The sequence below is a fragment of the Luteolibacter sp. SL250 genome, from assembly GCF_026625605.1.
Taxonomy (GTDB): domain Bacteria; phylum Verrucomicrobiota; class Verrucomicrobiia; order Verrucomicrobiales; family Akkermansiaceae; genus Luteolibacter.
Map to the genome: position 1 here is coordinate 1,934,769 of NZ_CP113054.1, position 16,002 is coordinate 1,950,770.

The 16,002-nt window shown below is 63.1% G+C and carries 16 protein-coding genes; 8 read left to right on the forward strand and 8 right to left on the reverse strand.

Translation table 11 applies throughout. The features are described 5' to 3' along the window. Positions 1-19: 19 nt before the first annotated feature. Positions 20-163, reverse strand: coding sequence for a PEP-CTERM sorting domain-containing protein (locus tag OVA24_RS08610; RefSeq protein WP_267674800.1), 144 nt, complete (start codon positions 161-163; stop codon positions 20-22). Positions 164-403: 240 nt separating this feature from the next. Between OVA24_RS08610 and OVA24_RS08615 the strand changes: the two genes are divergently transcribed. From OVA24_RS08615 to OVA24_RS08630, 4 genes are all read left to right on the forward strand, one after another. Continuing rightward, on the forward strand, positions 404-946 hold the full coding sequence (locus OVA24_RS08615; RefSeq protein WP_267674801.1) for a hypothetical protein: 543 nt from the start codon (positions 404-406) through the stop codon (positions 944-946). Positions 947-1,083: 137 nt separating this feature from the next. Then, entirely contained in the window at positions 1,084-1,452 is a 369-nt protein-coding gene (locus OVA24_RS08620; protein ID WP_267674802.1) for an Hpt domain-containing protein, read from the forward strand. After that, complete coding sequence (locus tag OVA24_RS08625; RefSeq protein ID WP_267674803.1) at positions 1,445-1,912, forward strand: hypothetical protein; 468 nt, start codon at positions 1,445-1,447, stop codon at positions 1,910-1,912. Before OVA24_RS08620 ends, OVA24_RS08625 begins: the two co-directional genes overlap by 8 nt. 31 nt (positions 1,913-1,943) lie before the next feature. Beyond that, positions 1,944-2,462 carry a YbjN domain-containing protein gene (locus OVA24_RS08630; RefSeq protein ID WP_267674804.1) on the forward strand — a complete coding sequence of 173 codons (519 nt, stop codon included), beginning with the start codon at positions 1,944-1,946 and terminating at the stop codon, positions 2,460-2,462. A gap of 85 nt (positions 2,463-2,547) precedes the next feature. Here OVA24_RS08630 and cdaA read toward each other — a convergent pair whose 3' ends face one another. After that, positions 2,548-3,390 carry a diadenylate cyclase CdaA gene (cdaA, locus tag OVA24_RS08635; RefSeq protein WP_267674805.1) on the reverse strand — a complete coding sequence of 281 codons (843 nt, stop codon included), beginning with the start codon at positions 3,388-3,390 and terminating at the stop codon, positions 2,548-2,550. Positions 3,391-3,500: 110 nt separating this feature from the next. Between cdaA and sufT the strand changes: the two genes are divergently transcribed. Further along, on the forward strand, positions 3,501-4,046 hold the full coding sequence (sufT, locus tag OVA24_RS08640) for a putative Fe-S cluster assembly protein SufT (RefSeq protein ID WP_267674806.1): 546 nt from the start codon (positions 3,501-3,503) through the stop codon (positions 4,044-4,046). Positions 4,047-4,053: 7 nt separating this feature from the next. Beyond that, entirely contained in the window at positions 4,054-4,959 is a 906-nt protein-coding gene (locus tag OVA24_RS08645; RefSeq protein WP_267674807.1) for a TIM barrel protein, read from the forward strand. A gap of 31 nt (positions 4,960-4,990) precedes the next feature. Here OVA24_RS08645 and OVA24_RS08650 read toward each other — a convergent pair whose 3' ends face one another. From OVA24_RS08650 to OVA24_RS08675, 6 genes are all read right to left on the reverse strand, one after another. Then, a complete protein-coding gene (locus tag OVA24_RS08650; protein WP_267674808.1) occupies positions 4,991-7,687 on the reverse strand; it encodes a right-handed parallel beta-helix repeat-containing protein in 2,697 nt (898 codons plus the stop codon). Between the two features lie 197 nt (positions 7,688-7,884). Next, positions 7,885-8,625, reverse strand: coding sequence for a hypothetical protein (locus OVA24_RS08655; RefSeq protein WP_267674809.1), 741 nt, complete (start codon positions 8,623-8,625; stop codon positions 7,885-7,887). Positions 8,626-8,839: 214 nt separating this feature from the next. After that, positions 8,840-11,785, reverse strand: a complete 2,946-nt coding sequence (locus OVA24_RS08660; protein ID WP_267674810.1) for a DUF6600 domain-containing protein — start codon at positions 11,783-11,785, stop codon at positions 8,840-8,842. A gap of 170 nt (positions 11,786-11,955) precedes the next feature. Next, the gene (locus OVA24_RS08665) at positions 11,956-12,591 is read right to left on the reverse strand and encodes a helix-turn-helix transcriptional regulator (RefSeq protein WP_267674811.1); all 636 of its coding nucleotides are present in this window, start codon (positions 12,589-12,591) and stop codon (positions 11,956-11,958) included. A 93-nt stretch (positions 12,592-12,684) separates the two neighbouring features. Further along, positions 12,685-12,852 carry a hypothetical protein gene (locus tag OVA24_RS08670; RefSeq protein ID WP_267674812.1) on the reverse strand — a complete coding sequence of 56 codons (168 nt, stop codon included), beginning with the start codon at positions 12,850-12,852 and terminating at the stop codon, positions 12,685-12,687. 112 nt (positions 12,853-12,964) lie between these two features. Then, positions 12,965-13,654, reverse strand: coding sequence for a hypothetical protein (locus OVA24_RS08675; protein ID WP_267674813.1), 690 nt, complete (start codon positions 13,652-13,654; stop codon positions 12,965-12,967). 95 nt (positions 13,655-13,749) lie between these two features. On the opposite strand from OVA24_RS08675, the gene gmk reads away from it, so the two are divergent. Further along, positions 13,750-14,352 (forward strand): guanylate kinase, encoded by a 603-nt coding sequence (gmk, locus tag OVA24_RS08680; RefSeq protein WP_267674814.1) that lies wholly within the window; start codon positions 13,750-13,752, stop codon positions 14,350-14,352. Positions 14,353-14,588: 236 nt separating this feature from the next. Continuing rightward, positions 14,589-15,998: a hypothetical protein gene (locus OVA24_RS08685; RefSeq protein ID WP_267674815.1), complete on the forward strand. Its 1,410-nt coding sequence runs from the start codon at positions 14,589-14,591 to the stop codon at positions 15,996-15,998. Positions 15,999-16,002: the final 4 nt, after the last annotated feature.

Below are 16,002 nucleotides of genomic sequence, written 5' to 3' on the forward strand. Positions count from 1 at the left end.
CCGCCCGGCAAGTGTGGGTTCACCGTTTGCGGCGGAACATGAGCGCCGCGGAAAAGGGCAGCAGCAGCATGGTGGACGGCTCCGGGATCGCCGGGGTGTCCAGTTCCACATAGATCACCCGCGGGGACTGGCCTTCCTTCAGCACCTCGATAGGTACTTTCACAGGAGGTCGGGTGAAGGTGGGGGCCTCTGAACGTTTCCCTGTGACTTGCCCGACCGCGAACACGGACAGCGCGACCGTCGGGACGATCCACAGGTATGCCAATACGGCTTTTCTTGAAAAAACAAGGCTCACGGCACCCGGAAAGTGGAGCATTTTTTAAAATAGTAAAGTTTTATAAAATAAATCTCCTTGGATTGGGCTTTGGGAAATCCGGCTTGGCGGGGTAGCTTCCCCGCGGAGATGACCGAAGAGCAAGTGGGAAGAAACAAACAGATCCTGATCGCGGCGGTGATTCTGGGGACCATCACGGTTTTCGTGCTCACGCTGTTGATCGGCTGGCGGTATGTTCCGGGCTTGTTCGGGGAGTGGCTGGGCGTCATTGCCGGGCTGCTGTCCACGCCGTTTCTACTGGAAGGATCCTTCGTTGTGCTGGGGTTGATGATCGTAGTGGGGCTGAACAGTTGGAGACGAATGAAGGAAGGGGAGGAATTCGTTTACCTGGACCAGGTGGAAGGTCCCGGAGCGGAAGAACTGCCGGATCAGGCTCGGTGGGCCGTATATCATGAAAAGCCCCTGCCTCCCAGTACTGTCTCCCTGCTGGAACTGGCGGAGGGGGCGGTGGCCATCGGAGATTTTGAAAGCGCTGCGGCCGCAGTCGCTGCGATGAGTCATGAGGAACTCGCCGCGGATGGTGTTCTGGAGGTGCGCCTCGCACTCGCGGAAGCAGGTGGCAAGGCGGACCTGGCTGACCGCCTGCGTGGGGCGATCAAAGAAAGAGGCTAGGGAGGCCGGGTGATTCCCAGTTCTGCATCCTTTCCGACACACATGATCGCGTAATGGCGGGTGGGATGATCCCGGGTAGGATCTGCGCATCTTCACGTATCCCATCCCGCCGCTCCGCCGTGCCGGGAGATGTGCCCATGACTCAGTCTTTTTCAGCAGACAGCAACCTGGTTTTCAATCCCACCCGTTTCGAGCGGATGGCTTGTGGTGATTTGCCTGGGTTTTTCGAACTTGCGGAAGAGTATTTCGCGGACGTGCGCGTAAGGCTGGCCGGTTGGCCGTCGTTGTTTTCCGCAGGGGAACTGCCGCGGCTGGCCGAGGATTTCCACCGCTGCAAGGGGGGGGCCGCCATGTTCGGTCTGGAGCGCATGTTTTCCTTGCTCGGCATGTGGGAGCGTGAACCTCAGATTGGACAGAATCCGCTGGATCTGGAACGCTTCGTGAAGGAACTGGGTGCGGCGGAGGACGCCGTGGCCGGCTTCCGTGCGAACCAACCAGATGCCTGACCCGATCCAGTCCCCGGAAAAAGAGCTGCGTTTCACCCGGGCCGGGCAGGCGGTGCCATTCTGGATCGCCGCGGCGGTGCTGGTGGCGGTTTCCGTCACGATGCTGGTGAGCGTTTTCCAGCGGGACTTCCAGTTCCAGTTTTCCCAACTATGGGCGCTGGTGCCACTGGTGTTGGCGTGGCTGGCGGCGCGTCTGGCCATCCGCATGACGCGGCACGCCTATCTCATCTTCACCCCGCTGGGGGTGGAGATTTTCCCGCTTTTCAAGCCGGAGAAGTCCATGCGGCTGGTCCTCTGGCAGGAAATCCACGGGGCGGAGGTGGACCCGGACCTGTCCAGGCTGACCCTGCACCATGACGCGGAAAAGACCTCCGGCATCCATCTGTCCCTCTCGCCGATCCCGCGGAACCGCCGGGTGCTGCTTGCCAAAGCCATCTCCGGGCGCGTATCCCGTGCCTGACGAAATTTCCATCCTCTGACGATCATCTCCCATGCGCCATCATTCGCGACAAATCCTCTCCGTTGAAGAATGCTTCGGCGGCAACGGCTGGCACTGTGAACTGGTGGAGGGCCGTGACGTGCTCCAGGCCGGTTTCGATGCCCACCACACGCGCGTCGCCCTTGTGGCCCAGGCTTACCCGCAGCTCAACGCGCTGAGCATCGTCACCGAGTCCCGCCTGGCGCTGGATGAGGATCATCTGCCCGCCGTGCTGGAACTGCTGGCCCGTGCGAACAAGCAGCTCACGCTGGGGGGATTCGAGTATGATCTGGACCGCGAGTTCCTGGTTTTCCGCATCACCAACCTCTTCGAGCGCGAGCGCTACGACGGTGACATCATTTCCTCCATGGTCCACTGTGCCATCGCGGAACTGGACCGCATCACCCCCTATGCGGCGGTCGTGAAAAACACCGCCGCCGACCTTTTGCCGGACCTGGACCTGGGCCGCCTGCTCATGCGGGAGGATCTCATCCCGCCCGTTCCGGGATATGAGGAAGAAGAGGAGTATTGATGGCCACAAGGGCGGGGATCACTCCGCCACCGGCCGCGCCCTGGGGGCGTTGCTGGTGTCCACGGGCCCCACCTCCAGGTGGCCCTTAATCAGAAACCATATCGCGGCCGCCAGACCCAGTGACAGGAGCTTCGCCAGCCAGTGCTTCGGTGGATTCAGTTTCATTGGCAGGTTTGCGTGAGATGAAGAGTTCGTTGATGCGGTCGCGGAATTGCTTTTCCGTCAGGTTTCTTTCGAGCTTTCCGTCGATGCAGATGGAGATGCCGCCCGTTTCCTCGCTGACCACGACGGCAACGGCGTCCGTCTCCTCCGTCACACCGATGGCGGCGCGATGACGCAGGCCGGTGGAGCGGTCGTGCATTTCACGCTGGGTCACGGGAAATACGCAGGCAGCGCCAGCGACGCGGTCCTCCGCGATGATCATGCCTCCGTCATGCAGCGGTGCCTTCGGGTGGAACACCGCCATCGCCAGTTCGGGCGAGAATTTCGCGTCCAGCACCACGCCTGTCTCCAGGTGCTTTTTCAGGTTGATGCCCCGTTGGATGGCGAACAGCGCACCGATGCGCTTCTTGGAAAGGTTGATGACGGAGTCCGAGAATTTTTCGAACAGGGCGACGCGGCCCTTGCTCGTGAAGAATGGGTAGATCCGCTTGCTGCCCAGGCGCGCCAGAGCGTCCCGTAGCTCCGGCTGGAAGATCACGATGAGGGCGAAGGCCAATACCGCCGCCGCCCGGGTGATGATGAAGCCGATGACCTGGAAATCGAAAAGCTGGGAGATCAGCGTGAGGGCGATGAGGATGGACGCCAGTCCGACAAGGATCTGCGCGCCGCGGGTGTTCCTGAACGCCCGGTAGATCTGGTACACGCAGATGGCCAGCACGAGGATCTCGATGCCGTCCCGCCAATGGTTTTGTAGAAAATCCAACATCCCCGCAGGGGAAACGTAGATCCGTGGTCCGGTTCTGTCACTTGGAAACCGGTGAAGAATCGCTGAAGTGATCCCTTGCCGGTCGGGCGGTGCTGGTTTTTACTCACGCCATGCACGAGGAGATCACACTGACACGCGAGGTACCAGCCATCCAGATTCCCAGCGGGGACTCGCTGATCCTTCCGGTCGGTACCCCGGTTTTCATCACCCAGCGGCTGGGAGGCACCTTCACGGTCGCCACCTCACAGGGACTCGCCCGTATTTCCGCCCAAGATTCCGATGCCCTCGGCATCGACATGGAGGAGGAAAAGAAAAAGCAGGCGGAAGCCGTCCGCCTGAAAGACGCTCCGCTCGAGGAGCAGGTTTGGGCGCAGCTCAAGGGAGTCTACGATCCGGAAATCCCCGTGGACATCGTGAACCTCGGCCTCGTCTATGATTGCATCCTGGAGGAAGCGGGGGGGAAGACCACCGCCTTGGTGAAAATGACCCTCACCGCCCCCGGCTGCGGCATGGGTCCGGTCATCGCCGCCGACGCCCAGGCGAAGATTATGACCATCGACGGCATCGACGATGCGAAGGTTGATCTGGTGTGGGATCCTGCCTGGAACCAGGAAATGATCTCCGAGGAAGGCAAGATGAAGCTGGGCATGATCTGAGCCGGTCATGACCGACCGCCGCTCCGCCCTCGGGCTGCTCGCCTCCGCCGTCGGAGTGGCCGGTGTTTCCTCCGTTCCTGCCGCCCGCGCGCAGGACGCGCCAAAGTCCGGCATGGGAAAGATCCGCCAGAGCATCGTCCACTGGTGCTTTGCCCGCGGCGCGAAGTGGAAGCTGGAAGATACGGTGGAAGCCGCCCTGGAACTGGGCTGCCGCAGTGTCGAGGGCGTCGGCCCGCAGGACTGGGACCTGCTGGAACGCCACGGGTTGAAGTGCGCCTACGTTTCCGCCCACGGCTTCGTGAAAGGAATGAACCAGCCCGCATTCTGGGATGAGAACCTCAAAGCCATCCACGAGCGCATCGACCAGTGCGCCGCCCGCGGGAATCCCGCCGTGCTGAGTTTCACCGGCTTCGCGGATACCACGGCTCAGGGTGGTGGCGTTGTCAGTCTGGAGCAGGGGAAGAAGAACTGCGTGGAAGCGTTCCGGAAAGTCATCGGGCATGCGGAGAAAAAGGGAGTCATCCTCCTGCTGGAGCACCTCAACAGCCGCGTGGCGGAGGAAATGAAAGGCCACCCCGGCTACCAGGGTGACCAACTCGACGATTGCGCGGAGATCGTCAGGGCTGTCGATTCCCCGAACATGAAGCTCCTGTTCGATTTCTACCACGTGCAGATCATGCATGGTGATCTCATCCGCCGTCTGGAATCCTGCAAGGACATCCTCGGCCACATCCACACGGCAGGGAATCCCGGTCGCGGTGAGATCGGCCGGCGGCAGGAGATCAACTACCCACCATTGATGGAGAAACTAGTCGAACTCGGTTACACCGGTTGGGTCGGCCACGAGTTCATCCCCACGGGTGATCCTATGGCCGGCCTGCGTGAGGCTGTCCATCTGTGCCAGGTGAAGTAGGGGCAAGGCTCCATCCTCCAGCGGATCCGGATCACTCGCCGGACAGCTCCAGGTTGTCGATGTGGAAGACGGTGTCCGCATTGGAGATGGCGCTCCACAGGACCAGGTTCGCCTTCGTCCATTCCGTCTTGCAGGGGATGTCCGGGTGATTCGTCTTTGTGCCGTCCTGGCGGGTGATCTCCACGTTCCAGGTGCCGCTGCCAGGGGTGGCGGTCATGCGGACGCGGAACCATTCCCCGGTGGGGATGTCCGCCAGCGGCACGTTGCGGGCGGTGGTCGCGGCCAGCTTTCCATCCTTCCACGAAAGGTAGGGGCCCGCGCCGAACTCACCGCCGCGCACCTCGAAAAACCACTCCGCACCGGTCTGTGACATCGCGTCGAACGAAACACGGATCGGACCGGGGGCGAACTTCGGGTGTAGGTTCAGCACCGGCAGCCACGCCGGCGTCAGGCCGGGAGCGTCCTTGATCCGGATCGACTTCTTCGACGGGGCGGGGGAGGCAGACTTCGCCGCGCCACCCTCCGGCGGGATGGGCGAGGAAGCCTCACCCGTCACGCCGATGGAGTCGCCCTTCTTCTCCTTCGACAGATCCGCCGTCGCGCCGATGACAGGCAACGTGCCGTCCGCCGCGAACTCGAACGTCTTCATGGGGATCGACCACGGCGGCGATGGCCACGGCTTGGAGTCCTCCTCCCAGTTCGGGAAGTCCGCCTTCTCAGCCAGCTTGCGCCATGCCTTTCCGCGTGGTCCGTCCGACCGCACGCCGGCGAGGGAAAGGTCCCATGGCTTGAACCCCAGCTTGAGCGCCGGGCTGTCCGGCTTCAGGTGGAAATCACGCTTCGCCAGATCGATAAAGTGCGGGTCCGCGATGACGGAGCCGCTGTCGCGTCCCTGCTTCCGCCACTCATCCCATGACCATCCCTCGGTCATCTCCGGCATCTTTCCCGTCACCGGCCAGTAGAGGTTCTTTCGCATGATGTAGGCGGTCTTCGGGTCGCCGTGGCCGCGGTTCTCCACATCCGCCCAGTTGTATTTCGTGCCGTGCAGTAGCTTCGCCGTGTCCGGGTTCCAGACGATGATGTTGTTCTCGTAGATGAAGCTCAGCCGTTTCTCCGGCCTGCTGCGCTGGATCTGCGCGTTCTTGCCGAAGGCGAAAATGTTGTTCCGGATGATGTTGTAGTAGCCGTAGTGCTGGTGGAAGCCGCTCTCCCGCGTGTCATGCACCAGGTTGTTCTCGAACACCAGGCCCGTGCTGCCTTCGTCCGTGTAGAGGCCCCAGCCGCCGTAGCGGTGGCTGCTGATGTCATGCACGTGGTTCCCTCGCACCACCGTGCCCAGGGACGTGCCCAGATTGTAGAACCCACCCATGTCGCTGGTGTAGCCCCAGCCGATGTGGTGGATGTGGTTGTTCTCATACCGGTTCCGGTGCGCGACCGTCTCCCCGTAGCCCCAGTGCCAGCCCGCGGAGATGCCGGTGTAGTAAAGATCGCCGATGTCGTTGTGCGTCACCTCGCAGTCCGACGCATGGCCGACAAACACGCCGATGGCGTCCGGAAAAATGCGCCCCGCGTGCTGGATGATGTTGTTGTCCACCGTCACGAACGCCGTCGTCTTCGTCGCGCCGGGCTGCGTCGTCGGGCCGATGCGGACACCCCCGGCCCCCAGGTCGTGGAGATGGCTGTGTTTCACGGAGCTGTGCCCCACATCATGCCGGAACCACAGCGCGTAGCTGCCCGTGTGGCTGATTTCGCAGTTGTCGAAGTGGATATTCTCCGACCGGTCCACCTCCACCGCAGCGCCCATCATGTGCGCCGCCTGCGGGTCGCCGTAGCCGTCCGGCCCCATCACCCACTGCTGGTGGCGGAAGGAGATGCCCGTGAAGCGGATGTCCTTCGCCCCGTCGATGCTGACCAGCTTCTGCGATACCGGCGCGGAAACCTCCGCCTTCGACAGATCTTCACCCGGCAGAGGCGAGTAGAGCAGCTCCCCGGAGCGGGAAAGGAACCACTCGCCCGGGGCATCCAGCGCCGCGCGGTAGTTCTCCATGTGGAAGCGTCCGTCCGGCTCGTTCGTCAGCAGTTCGCGCATGCGCGGCCCGTGCATCAGCACCGCGTTCGCCGCCGGGTTGAGCTGCTTCAGGTGGTAATGGTGGACGTCCCACGTGTGCGGGATGATGATCTCCACATCCCCCGTCTCCTCCGGCTTGATCTGTTGGAAAATGGCGAACGTCGGCGCGCTGGTGGTGAACGCCTGGTACTTCAGCGCCGTCTCCCACTTCTCATCGCCCGGCTTCTCACCGGGGAAGATCGCGGACGTCGCACGGTCCTCCATGTGCAGGAACCCCTTGTTCGGCGTGCGTGCCCGCGTCGCCCGGCGGCCGTTGATCCACAGTTGCTGGAAGTACCACTTCTCCTCACGGACCTCCGGCACCTCCGCCCGCCACAGGCCGTCCGCCTGCTTCGTCCAGCCCGTGATTTTCCTGCCGCCGTCGATCACCACTTCGGCCCCCTCCGCATTCCGGAAGTGGATCCCGGAGTCCTCCGCGCCCAGCGCGATCGCCTCGCTGATAGGGTAGGTCCCGGCATGCATCACCACCGTCACCGGCTTCGGCTCCTTCCGTGCAGCCTCCAGGATCGCCGGAAACGGACGGTCCGGTGAAACCGAGATCTCACCCGCAAGCGCGGGCACGGATAGGCAGGTGGAAACGAGCAGGCAGCGGAGAATCATTGGCGCCATGCAATACGGACAAATGACGCCGATTTGTCAGTAGGGAGGGAGGACATTGCGGCTGCGCCGCTATGTCCGCTACGCTCCCATTCCTGTCCTCCGGCTGCTATGGGAATCCATAGCAAAGGTATCTCAAGATGGATCCACTCCTCACGTCCGTCGCCAATGCCGCCGGTGGACAAGAGTGTCCACCTTCCTTACTCCGGTTTCTGCTCCTTGAGCCACCACGGCGTTTCCATCGCCTGCGCGCCTTCCTTCGCGTCGAGGAATGTGTGCATCGAGCCATCGGTGAAGTATTTCCAGAACACCTTCTTCGACTCTTCGTCCGTGATTTTGAACGAACCTTTCGCCTCCTCCTCACGGAGGAAATCCCGGTAGGCATCCACTGGTTCCGGGCCCGCCTGCTGGAAGATCACGCGGCCGCCGTATTGCTTGAACAACGCCCGATTCACCTTCCAAGTTCGGACAAACTCCCGGGCCATCTTCTTTTCATCGGCGTCCGGTTTCTTCGGCTTTTCAGTCTCTTCGTCCATGTTCTTCAGGACATCCACCGCCATCGCCAGTTCCTCTTCCTTCTTCTTCCGGTCCGCATCGCTGAGTGAGGTGGACTTCAGCTCCTCCTCCAGCCGCTTCTTGTCCCGGATGAAGCCATCGCGCGTGGATTTTCCCAGCTCGTCGTTCTTGGAGAGGAACGTCTCCACCTCCTCATCCGTCGCGTCGATCATCTTCTCCTTCGCGTATTTCCCCATCATCGCCGTGAAGATCAGGGAGGTGAGGGCTTCGCTCTGGTCCGACTTGATCGGCTTGCCCAGCACCTCGGCGATGGTGGTTATCTTTTCCTTTCCCTCTTTGGCAACCTCAGCGCTCTCCGGGTTGTCCGGCTGGGCTGTCACCAGTGGTGCGGTGGTGCAAAGGATGATGAATGGCAAAGTTTTCATGAGGACCCCTTGATCACAGTGCGGCGGATCCGGCGCGGGTCAACCGAAAGGATGTGACTTCCGGAGGGGAGGGAACTGCAAGGAAGGCTCGGGACAGCCGGCCGGGTGGCAAATCCATGGAGGGGCCGGGGGCATCCGCAGACTCCCCCCACCGCCGGAAGTCTCACAACTTCCACTACCCCCACGACTCCGCCCGGCGGGCTTTGGGTAAAGGTCATCTCTCGCGGCGTTCCCTGCGGCCTGGTGACGGTTGGCCATCACCTCCGTCTCCCCGGGAGGGTGGACGCATGCGTTCCTGCTGCTGTTGTTGCTGCTCCCTCGCCCGTTCCTGCTGCTGGCGTTGCATTTCTTCCTGCTGTTCACGCATGCGCTCCTGTTGCTGACGCTGCTGTTCACGGGCTTCCTCGATCTGACGCTGGCGTTCCTGTTGTTGACGCTGTATTTCCTCCTGCTGCTGGCGGGCGCGTTCCTGTTGCTGGCGCTGCATCTCCTCCTGTTGCTGGCGCTGTTGTTCACGGGCTTCCTCGATCTGCTTCCTACGGGCCTCCTCCTGCTGCTGGCGCATCTGCTCCTGCTGCTGCTGGCGTGCCTTTTCGGCCTCCTGCATCCGCTGCTGCTCCTCACGGGCTTTGGCTTCCTCTGCCTGCTTTCTCGCCTCTTCCTGCTGCTGGCGCATCTGTTCCTGCTGTTGCTGGCGGGCTTTCTCGGCTTCCTGCATGCGTTGCTGCTCCTCACGGGCCTTGGCTTCCTCCGCTTTCTTCGCGGCGTCCTCCTGCTGCTGGCGCATCTGCTCCTGCTGTTGCTGGCGTGCCTTCTCGGCTTCCTGCATGCGGCTCTGCTGCTCCTCGCGGGCCTTGGTTTCCTCCGCTTTCTTCGCGGCATCCTCCTGCTGCTGGCGCATCTGTTCCTGCTGCTGTTGGCGAGTCTTCTCGGCTTCCTGCATGCGGCTCTGCTGCTCCTCGCGGGCCTTGGCTTCCTCCGCTTTCTTCGCGGCGTCGTCCTGCTGCTGGCGCATCTGCTCCTGCTGTTGCTGGCGTGCCTTCTCAGCCTCCTGCATGCGGCTCTGCTGCTCTTCGCGGGCCTTGGCTTCCTCGACCTGCTGCCTGCGTGACTCGACTTCCTGCTGGCGGTTCATGCCCTGCTGTCCGGAATTTTCCGTGTCCGGGTTACGGCGGGGATCCTGCCCGGGGTTCTGGCGATTTCCCGGAATCCTGCCACGGCCATTTTCGTGGCCTTCGCGGGCGTCCCGGTCAGGCATGACGTTTGGCGGGGTGGGAGGGGTGTCCGGATCACGCTGCGGCTCCGCCGGCGGAGTCACGGGATCAGTGCCGGGGGTGGTGTCGGCGGGTGGGGTGGGGGCTCCCGGGCGCGGAGCATCCGGAGCACGATCACGTCCGCGGTCGCCACGTTCTCCTCGCTGCAGGCCGCGGCCCTCGTTCATGTCACGCTGGCGTTCTTCCGATGCTTCACGGCGTCCACGCGGGGGGCGGGGATCATCCATGCCCGGGCGCTCAGCGCGATCTCCGCCGGGCGCACTTGGGCGCTCCATGCCTGGACGTTCAGGCCGCTCCATGCCGGGGCGTTCAGGGCGATCCGCACCGGGAGAGCCGGGCGTCGGGCGTCCGGGAGGATTTTCCGCGTTTTCGTCCGGGCGTGGTCCACGGTCGCGCGAAGGACCGCGGTCCGGGCGGTTGACGTCCGGTCGGCCACGGTTGTCGTCACGCTGTCCATCCGCATCACCCGGGGTGCCGGGCCTACGTGGGGTATCATCTCCGCCCGGCCTGCGCGGTTGGTCGCGCACCAGACGTTCCGCTTCCCGGCGGTTCGACTCCAGCCGCTCACCGCGCTCACGGTTGAAATCCTCCCTGCCTCCCAGACTCTCCACGGCGCGCTCCGCCTCCCTGCGCCGTTCCTGGCGGTTCTCCCGGAAGCGCTCGGAGATTTCCGGACGGAGTTTTCCGTCCCGCTCGATGGAGACATTTTCAAGGCGTTCCCGCACGCGGGACGGCCGCAGGGCGCTGTTCCATGGAGCGTCGATGCGTGGTCCGGCGATGCGCAGCTCATCTCCGGAAACACGCGGACGCATTTCCAGCGGGTCGCGGCCCGGCCGACGCATCTGGTCACGGCTGAGCCGGTAAAAGGGAAGGGGTGCGGACACTTGGTCACGCACACGGCGGTACTCCGGACCGCCGCAGATGACGTCGCGGTTCCGCCAGTGGATGTTGGTGATGTTGCGGGTGTTGCGGAACAGGTCGTTGTTCCGGGAAAACGGCAGGCAGTGGCTGCGGATGGGGGAGGAAAAGTTCTTCACCAGCACGAAGCTGAACCAGGACGAACTGATGCTGAACTCCACGTCGATGTTGTTCCCCCAGGTCCGTCCGCGCCAGGCGAGCGTCTCCGGCGGCAGCGGCGCCCAGCCGATGGTGTCACCGCTTTCCCGCCAGGAAACCCAGGCGGGCGCCCACTCGTCACCCGGCACCCACACCCAGCCATGGCCGCGCACCAGCGCCCAGCGTCCGTAGTGGTAGCACGCCCAGCCGAACGGCTCATCCGACATCCAGGTCCAACCCCGGTCCGTGCAGGCCCAGCGGCCTACGGTGTAGGGCCGCCAGCCGGAGGACCGGACCGCGGCGGGCTGATAGACGTAGCCGTAGTCCACTGTCTCGATCCATGAGCCGTAGGCGGAGAGAGGCTCGTAGAAAGTCGTGTAGTCCGCTACCGGCAGCGCATCCAGCGGCGCGTCCTCGATGTAGCCGGAGCCGATCGCCTCGCGCCCTGCCAGATCCAGCTCGCGGTCATCCAAGTCCTGCTCCCGGCCGGTCATGTCGCGCTGCTTCGCGTCCAGGTCCGTCTCCATCTGCTCCACGCGTCCCTGCCGTGCGGCCAGATCCCGCTCCCGCTTTGCCAGCTCCGCCTCCGCGGCGGCCTTGTCCCCGGCCTGTCTGGCCAACTCCTCCCTTTCCAGGTCGAGCGCGGCGCGTTCCCGCTCGATCTCATACCGCTCACGCGCCACGCGTTCGTTTTCCAGTTGTTGCTGGAGTTCGTCCGCCTTGCGCTGGAGGTCGTTGACTTTGGCATCGGCGTCACCGGATTTCCGGTCACAGCCGGTGGTGGCGAGGAGGGAGAGGACCGTGAAGGTCGCAGCGATCGGGGTTTTCATGGCAGAGAGTTTGGTTACGGTGGATGGGACGGAACCACCAGGGGGCAATATTCACCCGGAAATCCGTCCGGTGAAAATATTTTGTTGGGACCACCTGTGGGGGGGAATTCGCTCACGGAACGGGCGGGGGGGCGGATGGGAAAACCGGTTACCTCCATCGTGGTGGAATCTCACCTCTGCCCCAGCACGGCGATCTCGAAATCCACCCGCGCGGGGCCCGCTTTTCCTCCCGGGATTTCGTTCCTCACCACTTTCGTGCCCAGCAGTTGCTCCATCATCCGCTGTTCCATTGCGACGGCACGGGGGTATCTGTCGAACACCCGCTGCAGGGGGTGGTGATATTCCTCGATCCGGAAGCCCTTCGCTGGATCATACTTGCAGCGGCCGAAGCAGCCGCTCTTCTCCCGCAGGCCCGCCAGCAACGTCGCCTTCTCCACCAAAGATTTCGCCTTCGAAAGCTTCGGCAGCCATTCCTCCTGCTGGTGCTGGAAATACTGGAACAGCACCCGCTCCGGCGCGCTGTCGCCGAAAATCGGCCGCAGGCTCTCCAGCACATCCAGCATGAATGCCGCGCCCGCCTCCGGAAACAGCACGTCCGCCTTTCCTGTCAGACGGTAGAAAATCTCCGGTCGCCCAACCTCCGTGCGCGGGATGCGGGAGCGTTCCAGATAGCCCAGGTCTTTCAGATCCTCGCAGTACTGCTTCACCGCCATGTAGCTGGCGTCGATCCTACGGGCCAGTTCGCTCACCGGCAGGCCGCCGGAAATCTTCAACTCCCCGATGGTGGCGACCCATTGGGGTTTCACGAGATCCCGGAAGCCTGCGCGAAACATGGAAGTTCCGTGAGTCTGGTCCGATGCGCTCCGGACGCAACCTGGAAAATCAGGCGTGTGGCCGGATCAATGGCGCACCCGGACGGGGATCATGGCCGGCTTGAACTTCGGGTTCAGGCGGGCGGCCTCCTCCCCGGCACGCTTCAGCAGCGCGATGAGGGATGCGGTGATGAAATATTCCTTGAGCAGCACTTCGCGGCTCTCCCCGTTGCGGGTCTTGCGGTTCACTTTCATGACATTCAGGTTTCTATCAGACCGGGCATCATTTCCCGGATGGTGGACTGATAGACCGGGTATTCCACTCCGCAAATGGAAGATGGCTTTTGCTTTGTAATGCTCCGGCGGCCTACTTCTCCTTGTAGATAACCTGGATGGTCACCGGCTTCCTCGCATCCATGGTGAGGTTCACGGTGACTTCCCTGTCCGCGGTGGAGACGGAACGGCTGGCGGTCCGGTTCCCGCCCCAGGTGCTGCGGTTGCTGGTGGCCGCGCCGAAGCCCGCCTTGGTCAGTTCATCGTTGAAGAACGTCTCCAGGTCATCGAACGGGACGGTGGACGTCGCATTGTACATGCCCCCCGCCTTTCCGTCGGTGACGGCATGGAAGACCGTCGGCGTGCCGGAGATGGAGGGCGGGCGCGGCACCCATGCCGGCACTTCGGAAAGGTCCGTGCTGCCACCCAGCCGGGCCGTGTTGCCCGCGGAGTCCTTGAAGGAGAATCTCCCCTCCGTGATCTCCTTGTAGTTCACCGTGTATACCTCGCCGGATTTCGAGCGCACGGTGATCTCCCCTTTTTCCGGATCCGCCGAAACTTTCTCCAGATCCGGATGGGTAGCGATGATCATCTCCGCCACCGCCAGCTCCTTGTTCGCCTGGAATTCCTTGAATTTCCTCACTCCGACGAAGCCCAGCGCACCGACCACCAAAATGATGACGACGACGAGGGCACCGCAGCCGATCCCCACCCATGCCGGACCGGACAGGCCTTTCCTCGGCAGTGGCGGAACCTGTGGCGGGTGGGGTGGGCGACTGTTCATCCCGCCGATCTAGCAGAGTTGCGGGGGAGATCCAAACAGAGAATCCAGACTGGCATTTTCACCGTCCGCAGTGCCGAATGTGCGCCCACCATCCCATGTCCCTCCGCACAGGCATCCTCCTCGTCGTTTCCGGTCCGTCCGGATCCGGGAAAACCACCCTCTGCAAACGCCTCTCCCACTCCGGGGAGGCGCGGCATTCCATTTCCTGCACCACCCGCGCGCCGCGGCCGGGGGAGATCCACGGGGAGCACTACCACTTCGTCACCCTGGAGGAATTCGAGGAAAAGCTGGCCGCCGGGGAGTTCCTGGAACACGCCCTGGTCCACGGCAACCGCTACGGCACCCTGCGGTCGGAGGTGCTGGGTTATCTGGAAGCTGGGGCGGATGTCGTCATGGACATCGACGTCCAGGGAGCGGCCCAGGTCCGCGCGTCCGATGATGTGGCCATCCAGCGAGCGCTGGTGGACCTCTTTGTCATGCCGGAAAGCGAGAACGAGCTGCGCTCCCGTCTGGTAGGGCGGGGGACGGACAGTGAGGAAGTCATCGCCCTGCGGATGGAAAATGCGCTCGGTGAGATTTCCCACTGGCCGCAATACACCTACCGCCTGTTGTCACGCACGCCGGAGGAGGACTACACCCGCTTCCTGTCCCTGCTGGTCGCGGAGCGCCTGCGTATTTCGAGGACTCTTGTGGGGTAGCGTAATGGCTGCGCCATTACGGTTGGAGAAATCCTTCCCCGATCCCATGACTCCGCACGGAAAGGACGCCGTCCATGGTGGACAGGTCCCGGAGAGCAGCGTCCATTCACCCAGCCGTGATGGCGCAGTCATCCCACTACCGTATTTTGCACAACTTTTGCAGAACAATGATGTCCATTTGGCGCGGACTGCGGTGGGATCATCTTCACTCCGGGGTGTAACCCACACCACCCGCAATGAAGAAAAAACGCCATCATCATCCGGCTCTGCTCATCCTTGGACTTTCTCTGGTCAGCGCCACCGCACAGGATGCGAACCCGTTCGTGAAAAAACCCGGCGCAAAGGAATCCGCGCCGCCGCCGCCCGCCGGAGCCGCCGTCCACCGCCTGGTCGAATACATCGCCCTGCCATCCGCCGTGCTGGACCAGTGGGAGGACACGGACGGTGACGCGGCGAAGCTGCGCGCAGCGCTCCAGCCGCTCATCGACGGCGGAAAAGCCACGCCCATCCACACGCTGTTCGGCAGCGGCACACGGGAGCGCGCCATCCGTGTGGATACAATCGCCGAGCAGATCTACCCCACCGAGTTCATGCCATCCCCTCCCAACGGATGGCCCTATCCCACCGCCTTCGAGACCCGGAACATGGGCATCTCCGCCAACAGCTTCTCCGGTGCATCCGCAGACAACTCCTTCAACCTGGAATCGGAATGGGTGGTCCTGGCGGATGTCCTCTTCTACCATGAACTGGCGCGGCGCACCAGCCAGCCGGGGGATATGTTCCTGCCAAACTTCCGCACCCATACCCTCAATTGGAAGCCGGAGGGCTATCATCCGGATCCTTTTGCGGATCCTCCCGGCATGGCCACGCGGCGGGGCACCCTCCTTTCCAGCCCGACCTTCGCTCCGGGAAAAGTCCACCTCGTCAGCCGGACGGAGTTTCCCGGCCGGACCGATGGAACCACCGTCGCAGTGTTCTTCCGCGGCGATGTCCAGCCGGAAGCTCCGGCGGCAGCCCCCGCAAAGGGGCCGGACGAATACCGGATCAGCGTCCGTCTGGTGAAGATCCCGCAGCGGAAGTTTTCCGCTTGGATCCAGTCCCAGCCCACCGGCGGCATCGCCGCCACCGCGTGGGACGGTCTGGGCATCTCCGGAGGAGAAAACATCACCACCGTGACCGAGCTGGCAGGGACCAGCCGCAAGGGTGAGCGGACCGGCATCAACCAGTGGGAGGAGTACATCTATCCGACAGAATACATGCCCTACGGCTTCAGGAACCGGAACGAACCCATCTCCCCGCAACCGGAGGACGCGAAGGCGGAGATCCAGTCCACCGCCACCGCCTATGAGACACGGAACGTCGGCATGACCGCGGAGGTAAGGCTGACGGACGATGCGCGGGGCTTGTTGTTGAACGCGCAATTCCACCATGTCACGAAGCTGGGGGACACGGTGTGCCGACGCTTCCGGGATGGGAATGAGTGGCGGCCGGACATGACCATGCCGCTGTTTTCCACGTATTCCTACGAATCCACCATCCGCCCTCAGCGCGGGAAATGGATGCTCGCCAGCACCGGGTCCACCTTCACCGCACAGGGGCAGCCGGACCCGCAGGAGACCATCCTCACCTTCATCCGCATCGACTGAGGTT